The 18,411-nt window shown below is 67.8% G+C and carries 19 protein-coding genes; 7 read left to right on the plus strand and 12 right to left on the minus strand.

All coding sequences use genetic code 11. The features are described 5' to 3' along the window. Window positions 1–33: 33 nt before the first annotated feature. Window positions 34–690 carry a DUF998 domain-containing protein gene (locus tag JQS43_RS14185; RefSeq protein ID WP_239674860.1) on the minus strand — a complete coding sequence of 219 codons (657 nt, stop codon included), beginning with the start codon at window positions 688–690 and terminating at the stop codon, window positions 34–36. A gap of 156 nt (window positions 691–846) precedes the next feature. Between JQS43_RS14185 and JQS43_RS14190 the strand changes: the two genes are divergently transcribed. Continuing rightward, the gene (locus tag JQS43_RS14190; protein ID WP_239674861.1) at window positions 847–1,272 is read left to right on the plus strand and encodes a hypothetical protein; all 426 of its coding nucleotides are present in this window, start codon (window positions 847–849) and stop codon (window positions 1,270–1,272) included. A gap of 144 nt (window positions 1,273–1,416) precedes the next feature. On the opposite strand, the gene JQS43_RS14195 is transcribed toward JQS43_RS14190, so the two are convergent. Next, window positions 1,417–2,733 (minus strand): ferredoxin reductase family protein, encoded by a 1,317-nt coding sequence (locus JQS43_RS14195; RefSeq protein ID WP_239679442.1) that lies wholly within the window; start codon window positions 2,731–2,733, stop codon window positions 1,417–1,419. Between the two features lie 71 nt (window positions 2,734–2,804). On the opposite strand from JQS43_RS14195, the gene JQS43_RS14200 reads away from it, so the two are divergent. Next, window positions 2,805–3,737: an NADP-dependent oxidoreductase gene (locus JQS43_RS14200; RefSeq protein WP_239674862.1), complete on the plus strand. Its 933-nt coding sequence runs from the start codon at window positions 2,805–2,807 to the stop codon at window positions 3,735–3,737. Between the two features lie 32 nt (window positions 3,738–3,769). Here JQS43_RS14200 and JQS43_RS14205 read toward each other — a convergent pair whose 3' ends face one another. Beyond that, window positions 3,770–4,177, minus strand: a complete 408-nt coding sequence (locus JQS43_RS14205) for a RidA family protein (protein ID WP_239674863.1) — start codon at window positions 4,175–4,177, stop codon at window positions 3,770–3,772. An 82-nt stretch (window positions 4,178–4,259) separates the two neighbouring features. Beyond that, window positions 4,260–4,562 carry a hypothetical protein gene (locus JQS43_RS14210; RefSeq protein ID WP_239674864.1) on the minus strand — a complete coding sequence of 101 codons (303 nt, stop codon included), beginning with the start codon at window positions 4,560–4,562 and terminating at the stop codon, window positions 4,260–4,262. A 209-nt stretch (window positions 4,563–4,771) separates the two neighbouring features. Here JQS43_RS14210 and JQS43_RS14215 point away from each other — a divergent pair, with 209 nt between their 5' ends. Then, window positions 4,772–5,731, plus strand: a complete 960-nt coding sequence (locus JQS43_RS14215; RefSeq protein WP_239674865.1) for a hypothetical protein — start codon at window positions 4,772–4,774, stop codon at window positions 5,729–5,731. Beyond that, window positions 5,728–6,240, plus strand: a complete 513-nt coding sequence (locus JQS43_RS14220) for a GNAT family N-acetyltransferase (protein WP_239674866.1) — start codon at window positions 5,728–5,730, stop codon at window positions 6,238–6,240. The genes JQS43_RS14215 and JQS43_RS14220 overlap by 4 nt, the downstream gene beginning before the upstream one ends. 19 nt (window positions 6,241–6,259) lie before the next feature. Here JQS43_RS14220 and JQS43_RS14225 read toward each other — a convergent pair whose 3' ends face one another. After that, window positions 6,260–7,174 carry an aldo/keto reductase gene (locus JQS43_RS14225; protein WP_239674867.1) on the minus strand — a complete coding sequence of 305 codons (915 nt, stop codon included), beginning with the start codon at window positions 7,172–7,174 and terminating at the stop codon, window positions 6,260–6,262. A gap of 132 nt (window positions 7,175–7,306) precedes the next feature. On the opposite strand from JQS43_RS14225, the gene JQS43_RS14230 reads away from it, so the two are divergent. Further along, on the plus strand, window positions 7,307–8,005 hold the full coding sequence (locus JQS43_RS14230) for a TetR/AcrR family transcriptional regulator C-terminal domain-containing protein (protein ID WP_239674868.1): 699 nt from the start codon (window positions 7,307–7,309) through the stop codon (window positions 8,003–8,005). Between the two features lie 21 nt (window positions 8,006–8,026). Here the strand turns inward: JQS43_RS14230 and JQS43_RS14235 are convergent, their stop codons facing one another. The 3 genes from JQS43_RS14235 to JQS43_RS14245 are packed head-to-tail and all read right to left on the minus strand — an operon-like array spanning window position 8,027 to window position 10,736. After that, a complete protein-coding gene (locus JQS43_RS14235; RefSeq protein ID WP_239674869.1) occupies window positions 8,027–8,686 on the minus strand; it encodes a response regulator in 660 nt (219 codons plus the stop codon). After that, window positions 8,683–9,867, minus strand: coding sequence for a sensor histidine kinase (locus JQS43_RS14240; protein ID WP_239674870.1), 1,185 nt, complete (start codon window positions 9,865–9,867; stop codon window positions 8,683–8,685). The genes JQS43_RS14235 and JQS43_RS14240 overlap by 4 nt, the downstream gene beginning before the upstream one ends. Then, a complete protein-coding gene (locus tag JQS43_RS14245; protein ID WP_239674871.1) occupies window positions 9,864–10,736 on the minus strand; it encodes a CPBP family intramembrane glutamic endopeptidase in 873 nt (290 codons plus the stop codon). Before JQS43_RS14245 ends, JQS43_RS14240 begins: the two co-directional genes overlap by 4 nt. 586 nt (window positions 10,737–11,322) lie before the next feature. Here JQS43_RS14245 and JQS43_RS14250 point away from each other — a divergent pair. Further along, window positions 11,323–12,012, plus strand: a complete 690-nt coding sequence (locus JQS43_RS14250; RefSeq protein ID WP_239674872.1) for a hypothetical protein — start codon at window positions 11,323–11,325, stop codon at window positions 12,010–12,012. A gap of 189 nt (window positions 12,013–12,201) precedes the next feature. Then, a complete protein-coding gene (locus JQS43_RS14255) occupies window positions 12,202–12,729 on the plus strand; it encodes an endonuclease V (protein WP_239674873.1) in 528 nt (175 codons plus the stop codon). A gap of 533 nt (window positions 12,730–13,262) precedes the next feature. Here the strand turns inward: JQS43_RS14255 and JQS43_RS14260 are convergent. Genes JQS43_RS14260 through JQS43_RS14275 form a run of 4 tightly spaced genes read right to left on the minus strand, consistent with a single transcriptional unit; the run spans window position 13,263 to window position 18,191 of the window. After that, window positions 13,263–13,640: an NUDIX domain-containing protein gene (locus tag JQS43_RS14260; RefSeq protein WP_275581092.1), complete on the minus strand. Its 378-nt coding sequence runs from the start codon at window positions 13,638–13,640 to the stop codon at window positions 13,263–13,265. 5 nt (window positions 13,641–13,645) lie between these two features. After that, complete coding sequence (locus JQS43_RS14265; RefSeq protein WP_239674875.1) at window positions 13,646–16,777, minus strand: type I restriction endonuclease subunit R; 3,132 nt, start codon at window positions 16,775–16,777, stop codon at window positions 13,646–13,648. Further along, window positions 16,777–18,015 (minus strand): restriction endonuclease subunit S, encoded by a 1,239-nt coding sequence (locus tag JQS43_RS14270; RefSeq protein ID WP_239674876.1) that lies wholly within the window; start codon window positions 18,013–18,015, stop codon window positions 16,777–16,779. The genes JQS43_RS14265 and JQS43_RS14270 overlap by 1 nt, the downstream gene beginning before the upstream one ends. Further along, complete coding sequence (locus tag JQS43_RS14275; RefSeq protein ID WP_239674877.1) at window positions 18,012–18,191, minus strand: hypothetical protein; 180 nt, start codon at window positions 18,189–18,191, stop codon at window positions 18,012–18,014. The genes JQS43_RS14270 and JQS43_RS14275 overlap by 4 nt, the downstream gene beginning before the upstream one ends. Between the last annotated feature and the right edge of the window lie 220 nt (window positions 18,192–18,411).

Genomic DNA, 18,411 nt, shown 5'->3' on the forward strand with positions numbered 1-18,411 from the left:
GGGTAAGATTACGACGCTGAGAATACGGGCGGTTCAGGCGGCTCGACGCAAGGACACCGCGAGCGCGCTCGCCCAACCAAAGGCCACCACGCCAGTGAGGGCAATCTGGATGCTCATGTGGGCGGGCGCGGTGGGCAGCAACAGCACCAGCGCCACCACGGCATTGAAGATGGCTGGCAGCAACGACCTACGTCGCAGATGCCGGACCGCCAGGACGATCGCGGCGATGGCCGCGGCGGTGAAGGCGACGACGGCCGCCGCCGAGTGGACCATGCTGTGCCAGGACATCTGGGCCACTGGACCGTCGGGCGTACCGACCGGGAAGCCGTGCTCGGGGTCCATCGGAAACGCGCCGGAGGCGATCAGCCCCAGCCCGAAGATGGTGAGCAGAATCGGCAGTGCCCGCCGTCCGGTGCCGGTCGTGAGGGTGCGGGCGACGCCCGCGGCCAGCGCCAGGATCCCCATGCCCGCCACAATGAAGGTGGCGATCTGCACCCATCCGGGACCTCCGGTGGCGAGCTGGCTGATCGGGTGCCGGGTGATGTCGAAGCCCTCGCGGGTGGCCATCTGGATCCCGGCGGAGGCGAAGAAGAACGGTCCGGCCCAGGCACCGGCGAGCAGCAGTCGCCTGGTGCTCGCCGAGACCGGCGGCGCCGCGACGTCGGTGGTGGGGACGGTGATGGTGGTCATGGCTTCCTCCTCATTCGGATGTCTGCCGGTACCTCGGTGCGGAGGGCGGTCCTTTGACGCCCTGAACGTGTGTCCTGGGTCACAACCGACCGGCGTCAAAGGCCGGGCCCCGGCTCCGAGGTAGCGGTCGAAGCCGTTCCCGACGAAGGAGGAGACATGAACGACACCATCGACCCCAGCCCGCAGCTGCAGGATCTGGCCCGACTGGTGGGGACCTGGCAGGTCACCGGCGGCGCCGAGGGCACGGTCCGGTACGAGTGGCTGCCCGGCGGATTCTTCCTGCTGCAGCACGTAAATTTGACTCAGCTCGGCCAGCCGGTCGCCGGCCTGGAGGTCATCGGGAACCTGCGGCCATTCGGCGAACCGCCCAGCGCCGAGGTGGTGTCCCGGTTCTACGACGCTGCCGGCAACACCTTCGACTACATCTACGAACTCGCTGGGGACACGCTGACGATCTGGGCCGGCGCCAAAGGAAGTCCGGCGTACTTCCGGGGCAGTTTCGACGCCGCGGACACCACATTGGTCGGCGAGTGGACGTACCCCGGCGGCGGCGGATACGCCTCCACCATGCGGCGGATCTGAACCTCGCTCCGCTGACGGTCTGGCCGGCGGCGTCGCCGGCTAGACCGTCACCCGGTACAGCGCCAGCAGCACCGACACCAGCACGACGATGAAGCCGGTGGCGACCGCGAGCCGGTTGGCGAGCGCATGACGCATCGAGACCTCCTACAGGAAGCTGTACCGCTCGGAGTGGTACTTCGACTTCGGCACTTTCAGCTCGGCAAGTGCCGACTCGACGGCGTCCATCATCGGCTCCGGGCCACAGATAAAATACTCATGCTCGGCGTACGGCGGGGTCAGATGCCGCTGGAAGATCTCCGCGTTGATGAAGCCCCGCTCGCCCTGCCAGTTGGCCGGCGGGTCCTCGAGCACATAGACAGTGGTGAGGTCCAACCGGCCGGTGAGCTCCTCGAGCTCCTCCCGGAAGGTGATCGACTGCCAATCCTTCGCCCCGTAGAGCAGCATCACCGGTCGCCGGTCACCACGGTCGGCCAGGGTCCGCAGCATGCTCATCATCGGGGTGATCCCGATGCCGCCGGCGACCAGCACATGCATGTCCGCCGGGTTGCCCATCGTGAACGCACCGTACGGGCCGTCGAGGTAGACCCGCTTGCCGACCGGAATCCCGGGTACGCTGCTCGTGAAGTCGCCGAGGTTGCGGATCGACATCTCGACCCGGCCCCCCGTCGCCTCGGCGCTGGAGGAGAACGAGAACGGTTGGGCACTGATCGTGAATGGACTACGCCACACCGTGATCCACCCGAACTGGCCGGGTTGAAACCGGAAACCGTCGTGACCGACCGGATCCAGCACCAAGGTGGTGGTCTCTCCCCGCTCGGGGCGCACCTCGCTCACCTGATAGGGCCGGCGGATGAGGAAGAGCGGCTTGACGATCCGAACATAGAGCAGCACCGCCACCCAGAGCGCGATCAGCCCGATCCACAACGCTCGACTCCACGCGTCGGTCAGGTAGAAACCCCAGCCGATCATGTGCAGGACGCCGGCCGAGACCGCGGTGACCGCCAGCGCGATGTGCAACCGGTGCCACACCTCGTACGAGAGTCGCAGTCTCACCCGCCAGAGCGCCGTCACCACGAGCACCAGCAGCGCCAGCACCGACAATAGGGCGAACCGTGCCCGCCACGGCGCGTCGACGACATTCAGCAGGCTGAGCAGGTCCGGACGGGTGACAAACAGGATCGCCGGATGCAGCAGCACCAGGGTCACGGCGATCAATGAGATCTGCCGGTGGAAGTGGTAGATGACGTCCTCACCCCACGGCTCGGTCACCCACCGAAACCGCGAAGTCACCCCGAACTGGAGCCCCATCATCGACAAGCCGGCGTAGCCGAAAGCAACTGACAACTCGGTCCAGAAATCCCGAGCCGGCTCGGCGGTACCGGTCAGCATCACGAAGATAGGCGCCAGAATGAACAGCAGGTACCCGACGACCCAGGCGGTCCGCCGTACCGAGAAGGACATCTGCACACGGGCAATCTTGCCTCACCGCGAGCCTCGTGGTGAGCGCCGGTGCGGCGGGGGATGCTGGGGTGATGAGAGCTATCGCGCTGGACGAATATGGCAATAGGGACGTGCTGCAGCTCCAGGAGCTACCGGATCCCCCGGTCGGGCCGGATATGGTGCGCATCCAGGCACGCGCTGCCGGCGTCAACCCGGTAGACCACAAGATCAGAGCTGGCTACCTGCAGGGGGCATTCCCGCACCACACGCCGCTGATCCCGGGTTGGGACGTCGCGGGCGTGGTCGAAGCGATTGGCCCGGCGGTCACCAACTTCACGGTCGGCGACGAGGTGATGGCCTACGCCCGAAAAGACACGGTGCAACACGGCACGTACGCGGAGTTGGTCACCGTCGCCGAGACTGTGGTCGCCCCGAAGCCGGCGGCGCTGAGCTTCGCCGAGGCCGGCGGCCTGCCGCTGGCCGGGTTGACCGCCTGGCAGGCCCTCGCCGCGGTCGACGTCGGCCCAGGTGACGTGGTGCTGGTCCATGCCGCCGCCGGCGGCGTCGGCCACCTGGCGGTACAACTGGCCCGCGCCCGCGGCGCCGCCCGGGTGCTCGGCACCGCCTCCGCGACCAACCACGACTTTCTACAGAGCCTCGGCTGCGAACCGATCGAGTACGGCGACGATCTGCCGCAGCGGGTCGCGGACCGGGTCGGCGGCGACGGCCGGGTCGACGCGGCGCTCGACTTCGTCGGCGGCCCCGCCCTGGCGCAGTCGCCCACGCTGGTACGCCACCCCAGCCGGCACGTCTCGGTCGTCGACCCGTCAGTGCTGGAGCAGGGCGGACGCTACGTCTTCGTCCGACCGGACGGCGACCAGCTCACGCTGCTCGGTGAGCTGGCCGCGGCGGGCCGACTGCGGGTGACGGTGACCCGGGAACTGCCGCTGGCCGAAGCCGCCGAGGCCCACCGGCTGCAAGAGGAGGGCCACGTCCGCGGCAAGCTCGTGCTCACCCTCCCCTGAGCCCGAGCCGGGGCACGCAGGAACGCCGCCGATCAGTCCCGGACGGCGGCGACCGCCTCGATCTCCACCAACTGGTCGTCGTACCCGAGCACGGTGACGCCGAGCAGCGTGCTCGGCACGTCGTGCTCACCGAACGCGTCCCGCACCACCTCCCAGGCGGTCACCAGGTCCGCCTGGGAGGTGCTGGCCACCAGCACCCGGGTGCTGATCACGTCATCGATGGTGGCGCCGGCATCGGCGAGCGCGGTGCGGAGATTCTCCACCGCCTTCGCGGCCTGGCCGGCATAGTCGCCGACCGCCGCGGTGGTCCCGTCAGCGTTGAGCGGACACGCGCCAGCCAGGAAGATCAGCCGCGCGTCCGCCGGGGCGGTCGCCGCATAGGCGTACTCAGCAACATCGGAGAGCGAGCGGGAACGGATCAGGGTGACAGCACTGGTCACGGGCAGCTATCTCCTCGGTTGGGAATCTGACGCTGCCATTATCGCGCCCCCGGAACATCGACGAATCGGGTGGATCGCGGCCTCAGGCGCGGGCCGGCCCATGGTAGTCCGCCGCCACATACACCGCCCGACGCTCACCGCCCCCGTTAGCGAACCGTCGGGTATAGGTGACCCGGTCGGCGGGCGGGGCGGGGACGCTGTACTGCGTCGGGAGCGTTTCTATGCCGCGGGAGCGGCGGCTGGGGGCAACCTCATGCCGCTCGCCATGCCAGGGACCACCCAGAAAGAGCACCTGCATCGGAAATAGTCCCCTTTCAGCGGGATGGTCGCGGTCGTCCTCGCCGCGGTCGCGGGTCGCACACCCCGCCGAGGCGGAGTCCGTCACACCGATCCTAGTCAGCATCCAAGCCGAGGTACACCTCTCGAGCGAAGGTCGCTGCTGCCCACGCCGCCCAGCACGGTTCAGCTGGAGGTCGTGCGAGGTCTCGGTACCCCCGCCCGCGTGGCGGATCAGGCTCGCCGAAGGCGGGCATCCTTCAGATCAGGACCGGGAGGGGACCGCCGGCAGCAGCTTCGAACCGTATTATCACGGCCGTGATCATGCGACTCTTCGGCGTCAGCCCTCTTCAGACAGACCTTATCGGGCACTACCCCGACCTCGCCGGGCTGCGAAGGTCGGCGAAATCGAACGCCTGGAGCCAGGTAGCAGCGCACTTCGAGCAGCTGCCCGTCCGATCTGACCAGTCGGTGGCGGTGCGGGTGGTGGCTGAGACGCCCGGTTCCGAGCGATTCCTGGAGCAGGTGGTGAACTCGGAGCGCAACTCGTCGCTCGCGCGGACCTTGTTGGGCGCGCGGTTCATCGTGATGGCCTGGGAAGCTCGTGGTCGCACGTTTGCCAAGGATGTGGACCCCTCGCAGTGGCAGTTCTTTTTCGGCTACCTTGAGCGCGCCGAGCGCCTGCTCGCTGAGGCCACCGCAATGGACCCCACCAACGCGGCGGCGTGGACCGAGCGAGTCATCTTGGCACGCGGCCTGGAGCTCGGGCTGGACGAGGGTCGACACCGTTATGAACAGGCGGCAGAGCATTGCGACGCTCCGTATACCGCGCAGCGGCAGCTGCTCCAGAACCTGTGCCCGAAATGGGGCGGGTCGGTCGACGAGCTGCACGCCTTTGCGCGCGACTGTCTCAAATGCGCCCCGCCAGGGTCGTTGGCGGGCGCCGTCGTGGCCAACGCCCACGTTGAGCACGCTCTCGACATCATGATGGCTGAGGGCGCCCTCGCGGCTGAAGAATACATCGGGCAACGTGAGGTTCGTGACGAGATTGCGGCTGCGGCGGCCCATACCGTGCTGCACCCCGAACATCGGCCCTGGCACGGTTGGGTCAGCGCTCACTCCGTCTTCGCGTTTGCGCTCGTCACGGGCGGCGACCCACGTGCCGTCCCCCACTTCGAGGCCCTCGGCAGCCGGGTCTGCCCCTACCCGTGGGAGCAGGTGTACCGGAGGTGGAAGGCAGCCTTCCGCCGCCTCGGTAACCACCGCCGGCCGCTGTGAACAGGTTAGCAACTGATCGACTCATTCTTCGGCCGCGTAGGGCAGACGAGGCCGCCGTCTACCGCCAGTTGTGGACTGAGCGAGATCCACGGGTCCCGCCGCATCGGCAGATAACTCCCGATGGCCGACCGACGGTGGAGGACATCGCAGCGCAGATCCGCACGGAGCGTGCGGAGGCGAGGCCATGGCCATTGGCGGTGGAGCGGAAGGACACCGCCGACGTCATCGGATACTGCGGGCTGGTCTTTCAGGGGAACGGGCCGCCCGACGAGCCCGAGCTGGCCTACGAGTTGCTGCGGGCGGTTCACGGCTTGGGTTACGCAACTGAGGCGGCCCGGGCCGTGGTCAGTTGGGCGAGCGATGCAGGCTATCCGCGACTATGGGCAGGGGTTCGGGACTGGAACGCCGCGTCGCGACGGGTCCTGGCGAAGCTCGGGTTCCGGGAAACGGGCCGGGTGGAGCCGGACCCCGTCCACGGCGACAACCTGCTGACCGTAAAGGAGCTTTAAACGGCCGAAGCCCGCGCCATCACATCCAAGGCAGCTGCGATCGTTCCTGCCAATACCAAGCGGCCGGCATAGCTAGGCCCGCCCACCGCGCAGCGTCGACGGTCAGCTTCTCCGCCCGCAGATTCGAGTTCAATTGGTCGCCGGTTACGGCTCCGGAGAGCACAATGCTCGCCCAGGGTCGCTGCAACGCAGCCGCGAGCGCCACCGCGTCGCCCACGCCCTCCCATACGGCGAGCCGGCCGTTCGCGAGCGCTTCCTTCACGATGACGAAACACCCCGCGGCGTGCGCGTCGGCGAGCGCCGGGCCGGCGCTTGGCTCCAGAAGATTCCAGGTGGCCTGCACACTACGGAACACCGGCCGGCCACCGACCTCTACCGACAGCGCGCTCCGGATCACCTCGGCCTGCGATGGCCCGCTGGTGGAGAGCCCAACCAGGACACCCTGCTCGGCGAGCCCGGCGAGCCGGCGGTGCAGATCCCCGTCGCGCAGGGCGGGGCTGTCCGGGGTGACCGAATGGACCTGGTAGAGATCCAGCCGGTCGCCTAACAGCGCGCGGGTCTCGCCGTACTGCCGGTCGAAGCTGGCGACACTGTGATCCTTGACCTCGTGCACCTCGGCCTCGACCCGCCAGCCGGCCGTGTAGGTGTAGCCCCACTTGCTCCCGACGACGACGTCGTCGATCTCCGGCCTTGCCAGCAACCAGTGCGCCAGGAACTCCTCGGCCCGGCCGTACGAGCGGGCGACGTCGAAATACCTGATGCCCGCGGCGTATGCCTGGTCGAGTAGTTGCCAGGCGCGGGCGCGCAGTGCTTCGACGGTCCGTTCGGCGGGCAGGTCCGCGGCCCGCCCGAGGTTGATATAGCCCGGACGGCCGACGGCCGCCAACCCCAGCCCGATCCGGGAGGCTCCGGCCAGGCGGTCGATTATCGTCATCAGCCCATCCAACACCGCGTGTTGGCGACGGTACGGCGGATCGCCGGATCCTCCGCTATGGTCACCAGGCCCCTTGCTCCTGAACTAAGTTCAACGAACTCAGTCTGACTGAACTTCGTTAAAGTGGCAACTGTGAAGGGCATCACGCGGGAGCGCATCGTGGCGGCGGCACTCGAACTGCTCAACGACGAGGGCATGGACGCCCTCACCGTCCGTGCGCTCGCCTCCCGGCTCGGCGTGAGGGCCTCGGCGCTGTACTGGCACCTCCGCAACAAGCAGGAACTCCTCGACGAGATGAGCACCGTCGTCATGCGCCGCGTCACCGACGCGGTCTCCGCGATCCCGCCCAGCGAAAGCTGGCGGGACGACGTGGCCGCCTACGCCCGAGTGCTGCGCGCGGAGTACCTGCGCCACCGGGAGGGGGCACGCATCTTCAGCGGCAGGCGGGTCTCCGACCCCGAAATCGTGAGGGCGAAAGAGTCCTGGCTCGCCCGCCTGACCGCCGCCGGTTTCACCCTCGCCGAAGCCGACGACGTACTCGACCTGATCACCGCGTTCGTGGTCGGTATCGTCATCGAGGAGCAGGAGCGGACCCAGTCGTCGCCAGGCCGGTACTCGCTCGCCGAGCGCGACGCTTGGCTGGGCGAGGGCGCGGAACTGGTCAAGGCCGCCGGGCACCTGCGCGACCAGGGCGACGCGCGGTTCGAACGACAGCTCGGCATCGTCCTCGACGGCCTCGACCGCGCCGGCCCCCGTTCCCCTAGTTCTCCCTCCGAGGTGACCGACACCCGTACCGGTACCGGCACCGCCGCCGTCGACCTGCCCACCTGAGCACGCCGAGTTTGTGGATGGTCAGCTGGCCAGGCCCCGGCGGTAGGCGTAGACCACCGCCTGGACCCGGTCGCGCAGGTCGAGCTTGGTCAGGATCCGCGAGACGTACGTCTTGACGGTCTCCTGGCTGATCACCAGCGTCGCCGCGATCTCGCTGTTGGACCGGCCGTCGGCGATGAGCCGCAGCACCTCCAGCTCGCGCGGGGTCAGCGGGACGTCCTCGGCCGGATCGTCGGCGGGTCGGATCCGGGCTGCGTAGCGGCCGACCAGCTGACGGGTCACCTCGGGAGCTAGCAGCGCCGCGCCGGTGGCGACGGTGCGGATGCCGTGCAGCAGCTGCGCCGGCGGGGCATCCTTGAGCAGGAAGCCGCTGGCTCCCGCGCGCAGCGCCTCGTATACGTACTCGTCGAGGTTGAAGGTCGTCACCACGAGCACCCGGACCGGCTGCGCCACGCCGGCCCCGGCCAGCCGGCGGGTCGCCTCGATCCCGTCGAGGACCGGCATCCGCACGTCCATCACCACCACGTCCGGACGCAGCCGGCCGGCGAGGTCGACGGCGGCCTGACCGTCGCCGCACTCCCCCACCACCTCGAGGTCGGGCTGCGCGTCGATGATCGTGGCGAACCCGGTGCGGATCAGCGCCTGGTCGTCGCAGACCAGGACCCGCAGCGGCGCGGTCACCCGGCGCTCCGCGCGGCGGCGGCCGAGCGGCTGCTCGCCGCAGCGGGGATGCGGGCCCGCACGGAGAAACCGCCGTCCGGGTGCCGGTCCGCGCTGAACTCGCCGCCGAGCAGCTCGACCCGGTCGCGCAGCCCGCGCAGGCCCCGCCCGCTGCCGCCGGATCCGACCGACGGCACGGCCGGGCCGTCGGTGGTGATCTCCACTGTGGTCTCTTGTTCGCGGTATCGCACCTGGACCAGGGTACGGCTACCGTGGGCGTACTTGACGGCGTTGGTGAGGGCCTCCTGCACCACCCGGTAGGCCACCTCCTCAGCGCTTCCGCCCACGGCCGCCGGCTCACCCTCCCGGACAAGCTCCACCGGCTGACCGGCGCGCCGGACCTGCTCCACAAGCGACTTCAGATCGCCGGTGGTAGGGGTTCCGGTCTCGGTGTCATGATCCGGGTTGAGCAGGTCGAGCAGGTGCCGCAGGTCGGCGATGGCCCGCCGGCCGGTGTCGCTGACGGCGGTCAGCGTCTGGTCGAGCCGGTCGGGTGCGGCGGTCAGGTAGCGGGCCGACTCGGCCTGCACGACCATCGCGGTCACGTGGTGGGTGACGATGTCGTGCAGCTCCCGGGCGATCCGGGTGCGTTCGGCGACCCGGCTGGCCTCGGCCACGTGCCGGCGACGTTCCGCCTCGGCGGCCCGGGAGAGCCGCAGCCACGCCCCGGCCCCCCAGCAGATCCCCAGTACGATGTAGAAGGTGCCGAACCCGATCACCCCCTCCGGCGACCCGAGCCAGTGGAGGGTCAGGGCGAGGGCCAGGTACGCCGCGGTGGCCAGCAGCAGGATCGTGCGCCGCTGGCGTTCCAGGTGGGCCCCGGCGCTCAGCAGCGCAATGCCCAGCGCGACGCCGGCGACGGTGTGGTACGCCAGCAGCTGGTCGGCGACGAAACCGATCGAGACCAGGCCGAGGCAGGCGAGCGGCCACCGGCGGCGCAGGGCGAGCGGCAGCCCCTGCAGGGCGACCAGCGCCACCGCCACCGCGTCGAAAGGTCGGGTCGGCAGCTCGCCGAGCTGCGTGCCGTAGCCGTGGAGGGCGGGCACCAGCGACGCGGCGACGATCACCAGCGCGAGCGGGAGATCCCGGACGACGGTGTCGTACCGTCGCCACCGGCCCTGGATCCGGCGGAGGTCGATCACCGAGCGAGCCTAGCGTCCGAGCCGGTCGCGGGCGCCTCGCTGGCCGCTTCAGCCGAGCCGGTCGGGTTGCCGCGCCGGCGGCGGGGTACCAGATTGCCGCGCCGGTGGGCCAGCCACATGAAGACGACCGTCAGCAGCGCACCGGCCAGCACCGCGTAGAGGCTCGCCTCGGGCCCGAACTCGCCGCCGCTGAGCAGCATCGGGCCCGAGGTCACGCTCCTAAGCAGCCCTTCCGCCCCTTCCTGTCCGGAGACCGTGACGCCGAAGATCCCGGCCGCGGCGAAGTTCCAGCCGAAGTGCAGGCCGATCACCAGCCACAGGCTGCGAGTCGCGGCGTAGGCGGCGGCGAGCATCGCGCCGGCCTGGATCGCGATGGCCAGCGCTCCCCAGAGGTTGGCGTTCGAGTTCGGCAGATGCACCAGGCCGAAGATCAGACCGGTCAGCACCAGCGAGTTCCAGGTGCCGATCCACTCCTCGACGATCCGGAACAAGATGCCGCGGAAGATCACCTCCTCAGTGACCGCGGCGGCAGCCATGAAACCGAAGATCGCCAGCACGCCCGTGGCCGACCCCCAGCCCTCGACCCGGTAGCCGCCGAGATAGGCGATGGTGGCGATGACCGCCGCGAACATCCCGACACCGATCAGCAGCCCCCGGAAGGTGGCCCCGGCGGCCGGCCGCAACGCCACCTCGGTTGGCCGGCGCCGCTCGGTCCACCGGACCATCCCGGCGTAGACGAGCAGGGCGAGCACCGCCGTGGCGAGGCCGAGGACCAGGGTGAGTACGGCGTTCGGCGCCACCGCTTGCACCGCCAGGCTGCCCGCGAAGGCGACCACCGCGACGGCGCCGAGCTGCTTCAACAATCGCATGACGACTCCTTGGTGAAATCCCGCGGATCGGGGTGCCGCGGCTGCCCCGAACGCTATGGATTCGGCGGCCCGGAATCGTCACCGCACGGTGGACACCTGCGGGTAGCTCGCTCGGGGGACACGACGCGCCGTACCGGAAGGGGACCTTCGTACGGGTGGCTACATGCTCACTGTTGTGGGCCACAACAGTGAGCATGTAGCCCTTGAAACACAGGTCCGGTCTCCCGCCGCTGCACCGTTCAGCCCGAGCGGGTGTAGGTCTGCTCGTAACCGTCCCAAGCAAACATCGCCGGCGGCGGTGCGCGCGTCGCGGTCGTCGGGGCCCTCGTCGGCGGGCCGGTTCTGCGGGGCGCCGTTGATCAGGAGCGGCTGGCCGCCGATCGGACCAACCTGGTCCGACATCGCGGGCGACATGATCGCGGTCGGTGACGACTCCTTGACAGATACCGACGACCCCCCTATGGTCCGGATAGATTGACATGAGACAGAGTGATTTCTGTCAATGACGAGCCGACGCCGGGGATGGGCGCACGGTGGGCATCTGGCCTGCCCGGTCGGCGCTGCGCGCACAGATGGGAGAAGCCACATGCGAATCAGGACAGGCAGGCTCACCGGAGTGGTCACCGTCGCGGCTACTGTGGTCGCCACGGTCGGCATCGGGTATCTCGCGGGCGGCGCCGGAGTCGCCAGCGGCAGCGATCGGGTCGACCCACACGACCTGCACGCGCTGCTGCTGCCGGCGGAGGGGCATCCGGCGGGCGAGGTGATCGAAGTGACCTTCGAGGATGCCACCGCCGAGGGGATGCTCGCGTTGCCCCCGGACATGCGGGTGATGCCCGACTCCTGCGTCGACTACCTCAACCCGGTGCTGGGCGATGATACGGCCGCAGTCAACGGCTGGACCCAGGCCGACCCGACCTACTCAGCCGGCGAGGGGATCTTCGTCGCCTGGGCGGCCGAAGTACGCGGCGGCGCGCCGGTTCGGGAGATCGTCGCCCACGCCCTGGAGTGCCAGGCTGGCCAGGTGCACCTCTCCAGCCTCGGGGAAGGCACCATCGCCAACACCCCGGTCGACGTGCGACCAATGGAAGGGGCCGAGACGGCCGCACTCACCCAGACGATGAGTTTCGAGGCGCAGGACGTGGCGACGTCGACCACCCTGCACATGGTCGCGATAGGCGAAGTGCTGATCATGGCGATGGCCTCGGACCCAGAGCTGGCGGAGAAGTCCGTCACCCACGGCTACGAGCGGGCCCTGGAGTTGGGCATCGGGTGAGCCACCGACACCCCTCGCGCGGCGCTGCGGTATCGGCTACCGCAGCGCCGCTCACCATCCCGTACGGTCTGCCAGCCGTACGGTGACGGGCAACAGTCCTACCGCAACAATCGACCTCACCGGGGGATGTCGGACGTAATCTGACCCCTGGGTCCGAGGCTTCGGGGACGGCGGAGTCACACTGGTGGGATGAGGGCGGACGACGACCAGCGGTGTGGTGCCGTGGATGTCCACTATCCAACCGAAGGTGGCGCTCGGGCCGCCCTCGTCGTCGCCGGCGACCTTCGGTTCCGCCGCATCATCAGCGAGCACACCACACAGCTGCCGGAGGTCGCCGACTATCAACCGGGCCGGTTCTATCTGCGCGAGCTACCCGCAGTCATGGCGGTCCTGGCCACCACCGTGCCGCTGGACCTGTTGGTCATCGACGGCTACGTCGACCTCGACCCACAGGGTCGTCCAGGGCTGGGGGCGCGGCTCCACGCCCAGTCTGGGGTACCGATCATCGGGGTAGCCAAGACCGCATACCGCGGGGCCACCCACGCGGTCGCCGTACGACGCGGTCAGACCACCCGCCCGCTGTTCGTCACCGCGGTCGGGATCGCCGCTGCCGATGCCGCGGCCATCGTCGACGGCATGGCTGGCCCGTACCGGCTCCCGGACTCCCTGCGACGCGTCGACACGCTCGCACGCGGGCTGAGCGTGACCTCGAGGTAGGCCATCCTGCAGCCGGCCCTCGTGGTCGACCATTTTCGTCCGTGGAGTGCTTCGGTTGATCGGTCCTGTTTGTCGGGTGGTGTTAGGGGCAGCTGAAGAACGCGACGAGCAGCCCGATCGCGGCGAAGGCGGTGGCGGTGTTTGCAGCCTCGGATGCGCGCATGACCACCGCGCCGAGGCCGGCGGGTCGACAACACGACCGTTGACGGGTAAGGCAGCATGACGGAAGGCTCCTGTGCGGGGTATCGAATCTTGTCGACTGCTGTCCTATCGGGAGCCTCTCCCTGGCCTGCAGCCGCCCCCTCGTACCCTCGTTGCTGCCTGGATCACCCAGGGCAACGAGAATCTGCAGACCCCTGAAAGTGAGGCGGGAGCGGGCACCGTGTCGGCCTCGTGGGTGGTTAGGCTCGATCAGAATTAACTATGGAACCTTTTCCAACCTGTGTGAGCGGATCTGCTACCGGGCGCCTGGCAGCTACCCCGACCGGGGCTGATGTTGCCCCCTGTCCGTCGAACCGGGTCGCTCCCACTCATCAAGGTTGACCAGTGGCGGCATCTGCCGGCCAGCGCACCTTGGCCCATCGGGCGGCATCCTCGATCAGAGCGGGTAGCTCCGTCGGGGTGTTGAGGGCAGCAACGTCGGCAAGCGGTACCCAGCGGACGGCACCGACCTCGTCGAGCTGGGCGGCGAGGTCGCCGGAGACCGCCCGCAGCACGTAGACCAGGTCGATGTGACGATGCGGGCCAACCTTGCTGTCAGTCACGTCCATCTCGATGATCGTGTACGGCGGGGCGTGCGTGGTCACCGCCGGGTGAGTGAACAGCGAGTCGCAGATCACCTGTGTCCGCAGGCCGGTCTCCTCCAGCACCTCACGCTGGGCGGCCTGGGCAGGGTCTTCGTTGTGGTCGATCCACGCTACGGTTGGCGCTGGTCGACCGCCGCCTCGTAGAAGGCGTCCGCGAGCGCGACGATGACGCCGTTGATGGCGGGGCCGTCACTGAAGAAGTAGTCGGCCATGGTGTTGTGGGCTTCCTGGTTGTCGACGACCGCCTCGGTGACCGCCGACTGGAAGTCCTGCGATTCCATAAACTGCTTCTTCGAGTTGACCTTGGTCTGGTTGACCAGGTTCGGGTTGGTGAGCAGCCGCTGCACCAGCCCTTGCACGAACTCTCGGATCTGCGACTCGGCGAACGATTCGGCGCCGAAGAGGTCGTTCATCTTGTCGATGACGACCTGTAGGGCGACGTACTTGGGATCCTTTCGGGTGCCGGTGCCCGCGGCGCTGATGCCCTTGAGTTCGCCGTCGCCGGCCAGCGCGATGTCGACCGCGGTCGACTTGGTGTGCTTGACCCCGACCAGGACCACGTCGGAGAGGTCGACCTCGGCGGCCCAGGAGGAGTCTGCGATGACCTTCTCCAGCAGCCGCAGGAAGATCGAAAGCATCTCCAGGTACGGGTCGCCGTAGTCGACGATCTGGCTCATGAAGTCGTAGAGCCGCACATAGGTCGAGACATCTTTGCGGAAAAGGTCGAGGGTGTTGAGGGTGACCTTGTCGTCGGCGTCGATCGCGGCCGCGTAGCGGCGGGCGAAGTCGTTCTTGGCCGGGCTGATCGCAGCCGAGAGCGCGTTGTTGCCCTTTCTGGTGACCCACAGTTCGGCGACCTCGCGTACCTGCTCCGCGGTGTAGATCCCGGCCTGGGCGAGCTTGTTGGCCAGATGGACCACAATGTACGGGTCGGTCTCGGTCTCCATGGTGGCGTTGGTGAAGTACGGCTCGAACGCAGCCCGGATGTCCTCGGGCTTGTTGACGAAGTCGATGACGAACGTTTTGCGTTTCTGCTCTCCGCCCGCGGTGCGGTGGGTGCGGTTGAGCCGGGAGAGCGTCTGCACGGCGGTGACCCCGGACAGCTTCTTGTCGACGTACATCGCCGAGAGCAGCGGCTGGTCGAAGCCGGTCTGGAACTTGTTGGCCACCAGCATGACCTTGTATGTCCCGGCTTTGAAGGCGGCGGCCAGGTCCGTGCCGGCGCCGGGGTTGAGGTTGGCCTCGGTGAACTCGTCGTCCTTGCTCGGCTGCGGCCCCCAGTCCGAAACCCATTCCTCGTCCTCGGCCATGGTGACCGAGCCGGAGAAGGCGACCAGGGTGCGATAGTTGTACGAGGCGTCCTCGGCGGCCCGCTTGGCGATGAAGGCGTCGATCGCCTTCTTGTACTTCACCGCGGCCTTGCGCGAGTCGGTCACCACCATCGCCTTCGCCTTGCCTTCCAGCAGGTGGGCGACGTTGGCGTGAAAATGCTCGACGATGATCTGCACCTTCTGGCTGATGTTGGTCGGGTGCAGCTTTACCCACCGCATCAGCCCTTTCCGCGCCACGGCCTCCTCGACCACTTTGCTGCCGTCGCCGCTCTCGGCCTCCCCGGCGATCTTCAGCGCGGTGTCGTAGGTCTGGTAGCCCCGGAGCACGTCGAGGATGTAGCCCTCTTCGATCGCCTGCCGCATCGAGTAGAGGTGGAACTCGACCGGCTTCCCGTCCGGACCCTTGCGGCCGAACAGCTCCAGGGTCTTGTTTTTCGGTGTCGCCGTGAACGCGAAGTAGGAGATGTTTTCCGATTCGGCCCGCTCGGTCATCTCCGAGGCGAGGATCGCCTCGACATCGACCTCCGCGCCCTCTTCGATCTCCTTGATCTCGTCGGCGGTCAGCACCGCCTTCAGTTTGGCGGAGACCTGCCCGGACTGCGACGAGTGCGCCTCGTCGGCGATCACCGCGAACCGCTTCCCTTTCAGGCCCTTGTTGGCCCGGATCTCGTTGAGCGCGAACGGGAAGGTCTGCACCGTCACCGCGATGATCAGCTCTCCGTTCTGCAACGCGGTCGCCAGCAGCCCGGATTTCGACTTCGCCCCTGCCTTACGGACATCCTCCGGGCTGATCGTGGCCACGATCTTGCCCGACCCGTCGATCTGCCGGATCGCCTCCTGGAGTTGCCCGTCGAGCACGTTCCGGTCCACGACCACGAGCACCGAGTCGAAGACCTTCTCGTCGTCGACGTGCAGCCGCGCCAGCCGGTGGGCGGTCCAGGCGATGGTGTTCGTCTTGCCCGACCCGGCCGAATGCTCGATCAGGTAACGATGCCCCACCCCCTCCTCGCGTACCGCGGCCACGATCTTCGTCACGGCCTCCCACTGGTGGAACCGTGGGAAGAGCATGCTGGTACGCCGCACCGAGGTCCCGGTCGCGACGTCCCACTCTTCCTTGGTCTCCACGATCATCAGCCGGCCGATGATGGTGAGCCAGGCGTCCTTCTCCCAGACCCGCTCCCACAGGTACGCGGTCGCCGACCGCCCGCCCTCCCCCGGCGGGTTCCCCGCGCCGCTGTCGTGACCCATGTCGAACGGCCGGAACTGGGTCTTGTCGCCCTCCAACTTGGTGGTCATCGCGGCCCGGTCGTTGGCGACCGCAAAATGCACCAGCGCCCGATGCCCGAACGACAACAGCGGCTCCGGCCGCCCGTTGGTCAGCGGGTTCCGGCCCTTGTACTGGTTGATCGCCTCATCCAGCGACTGGGTGAAGTCGGTCTTCAGCTCCACGGTGGCCACCGGCAGCCCGTTGATGAAGAAGACCAGGTCGAGGCTGCGCTGGTCGGCGGTGGAGAAGTGCACCTGCCGCATCACCCGCACCCGCATCGCCGCATACTGCTCGCTGGTGGTCGCGTTCAGGCTGGTCTCCGGGCGGAACTGCGCCATCTTCAACCGGCCACCGCCGATATACTGCACCCCAGTACGCAGGATGTTCAACATCCCACCGCCGTGCTCCAACGGCTTATCCAGCGCGGTGGTCAACACGTCGAGGAACTTCGCCTGCGACCCGGCCGCCCGTAACGCCTTCGCGTACGCCGGCTGCTGGGTCTCCTCCAACCAGGCGAACAGGTCCGCAGGAAACAGCGCCCGCTCCCGGTCGTAGCCGGTGTCATCGGCGGAGTAGAGCCATCCGTGAGCCGCCAGGTGCGCGCAGATCTCGGACTCGAAGACGACCTCGTGGTGATCGGCCATCAGACCAGCTCTCGCACGTCGATCTGCCCCGTCACCGCCGCCGTAATCAACGCCGCCCGCCGCTCCCGAGCCAGCTCGATGAACCGCTCCGTCTCAGCGATCAGCGTGTCGATCTTCGCGGTCTCCACGTCCAGGTAGACCGCAATAGCCCTTTGTTTGTCGAGCGGCGGGAGACGAAGTTCGATTTTCCGCAATTTCTCGCCGGTGAGGTGAACGAATGAGACCGACCCATAATGATTGGCGTAGTAGGAGGACTCGTAGAGGCAGAGCATCGACCAGTACACGAAGCGTGCATCCGCCTGTGACCCGACCCGTAGGCGGTTGACAGTCTTCTGGAAAGCGATTCCCGGTGCCGACTCGAACATGAACCCTGGACGCCCGACTGTGGCGCCGCCCTCGATTAGCAGAACATCGCCCGCACGGAGGTCGAAAGCCTCCATCTCTACCCCGGAGAACGGCATCTCGTTAAGGTCCGCAAGGTTCACCGAGCCATCCGCACGAACATCTGCTGCCCGGACGTACGGCCGCGGCTGGTCTCCGTCGCGGACCGCACGGCCCGCGTCGAGCATCTTCCCCAAACTGGTCTCACCGATGTGCTTTATTCGACGACGAACCCATGAGTCGTTCGGCGCCAAGGCAGATGAGATAACGGCGCTCCGTCTTTCGCGGAGCATCTCGATCAGGTGCTGCTGCTCCTCGATAAGCGTGTCGATGCGGGCGGTCTCACGGTCGAGGTAGTCGGCGATGGCGTGCTGGGTTTCGAAATCCGGGAGCTCGATACGGAGTTCCAGGAAGTCGCCCTGACTGATGTTCTGCATCGACGAACTGGTGCCGACACTTACCGCTTCGACCTGGGACCGGTATGCGGGGGTCTTCGTCCACCAATCGATGAACCGCGGCTCGGCGCCGCAAAAGGTCACAGCCCAAAGCCGATCGGGAAGATACAGGTTTGGGAAATCTTGGCGGATCGCTGCAGCGACGCCCAAATGCTGCTTCGTATTCATTCTGCTCACGATCAGCGAGCCTGCGAGCACCGGGCACGAGACGCGGTCCAAATCGTAGCTGTCGACCTCCTTGTTCTCCGTGGGGTCGAAGACCCCGCCATATACGGAGCTCGTCTTGAGTACTCCGGGCTGATTGCCGTCGGCAGGCCAGGGCGTGCCGTTGATGCTGGTCCCGCTCTGAACGGATTCGACGACCCGTTTGAGGGGGAGGCTCTGCCAACGGTCTGACTTCACTGCTCTACCTCCCGCAACAGGTCGAGGATCTTGGCGACCTGCTTTTCCAGGTCGGCGTCGATCTCGGCGAGGGGGCGGGGTGGGACGTACTTGTAGAAGTGCCGGGTGAAGGGGATCTCGTAGCCGATCTTGACCTTGGTCCAGTCGATCCAGGCGTCGGGGACGTGCGGCTTCACCTCGGCGTCGAAGTACGCCTGGATGACCTCGGCCTTGCCGGCGGCGCCGGCGGTGGAGCCGCCGTAGGTGAAGGGGACGTTCTCGTTGTCGCGCCTCTTCGTGTCCGGCTTGGGCTTGCCCTTGCGGTCGACGACTGGCTTACCGTCCTCGTCCAGCAGTGGCCGCTCGACGGTGATGGTCCAGTAGCCAAACTCGTCGAGCTATGCCGCGCGCGGCATA

The sequence above is a fragment of the Natronosporangium hydrolyticum genome (assembly GCF_016925615.1).
Classification (GTDB): Bacteria; Actinomycetota; Actinomycetes; order Mycobacteriales; family Micromonosporaceae; genus Natronosporangium; species Natronosporangium hydrolyticum.

Coding starts and splice junctions, on each gene's coding strand:
- JQS43_RS14185 (WP_239674860.1), bottom strand. CDS start 690: ATGACCACCATCACCGTCCCCACCACCGACGTCGCGGCGCCGCCGGTC.
- JQS43_RS14190 (WP_239674861.1), top strand. CDS start 847: ATGAACGACACCATCGACCCCAGCCCGCAGCTGCAGGATCTGGCCCGA.
- JQS43_RS14195 (WP_239679442.1), bottom strand. CDS start 2,733: ATGTCCTTCTCGGTACGGCGGACCGCCTGGGTCGTCGGGTACCTGCTG.
- JQS43_RS14200 (WP_239674862.1), top strand. CDS start 2,805: ATGAGAGCTATCGCGCTGGACGAATATGGCAATAGGGACGTGCTGCAG.
- JQS43_RS14225 (WP_239674867.1), bottom strand. CDS start 7,174: ATGACGATAATCGACCGCCTGGCCGGAGCCTCCCGGATCGGGCTGGGG.
- JQS43_RS14245 (WP_239674871.1), bottom strand. CDS start 10,736: ATGCGATTGTTGAAGCAGCTCGGCGCCGTCGCGGTGGTCGCCTTCGCG.
- JQS43_RS14250 (WP_239674872.1), top strand. CDS start 11,323: ATGCGAATCAGGACAGGCAGGCTCACCGGAGTGGTCACCGTCGCGGCT.
- JQS43_RS14255 (WP_239674873.1), top strand. CDS start 12,202: ATGAGGGCGGACGACGACCAGCGGTGTGGTGCCGTGGATGTCCACTAT.
- JQS43_RS14265 (WP_239674875.1), bottom strand. CDS start 16,777: ATGGCCGATCACCACGAGGTCGTCTTCGAGTCCGAGATCTGCGCGCAC.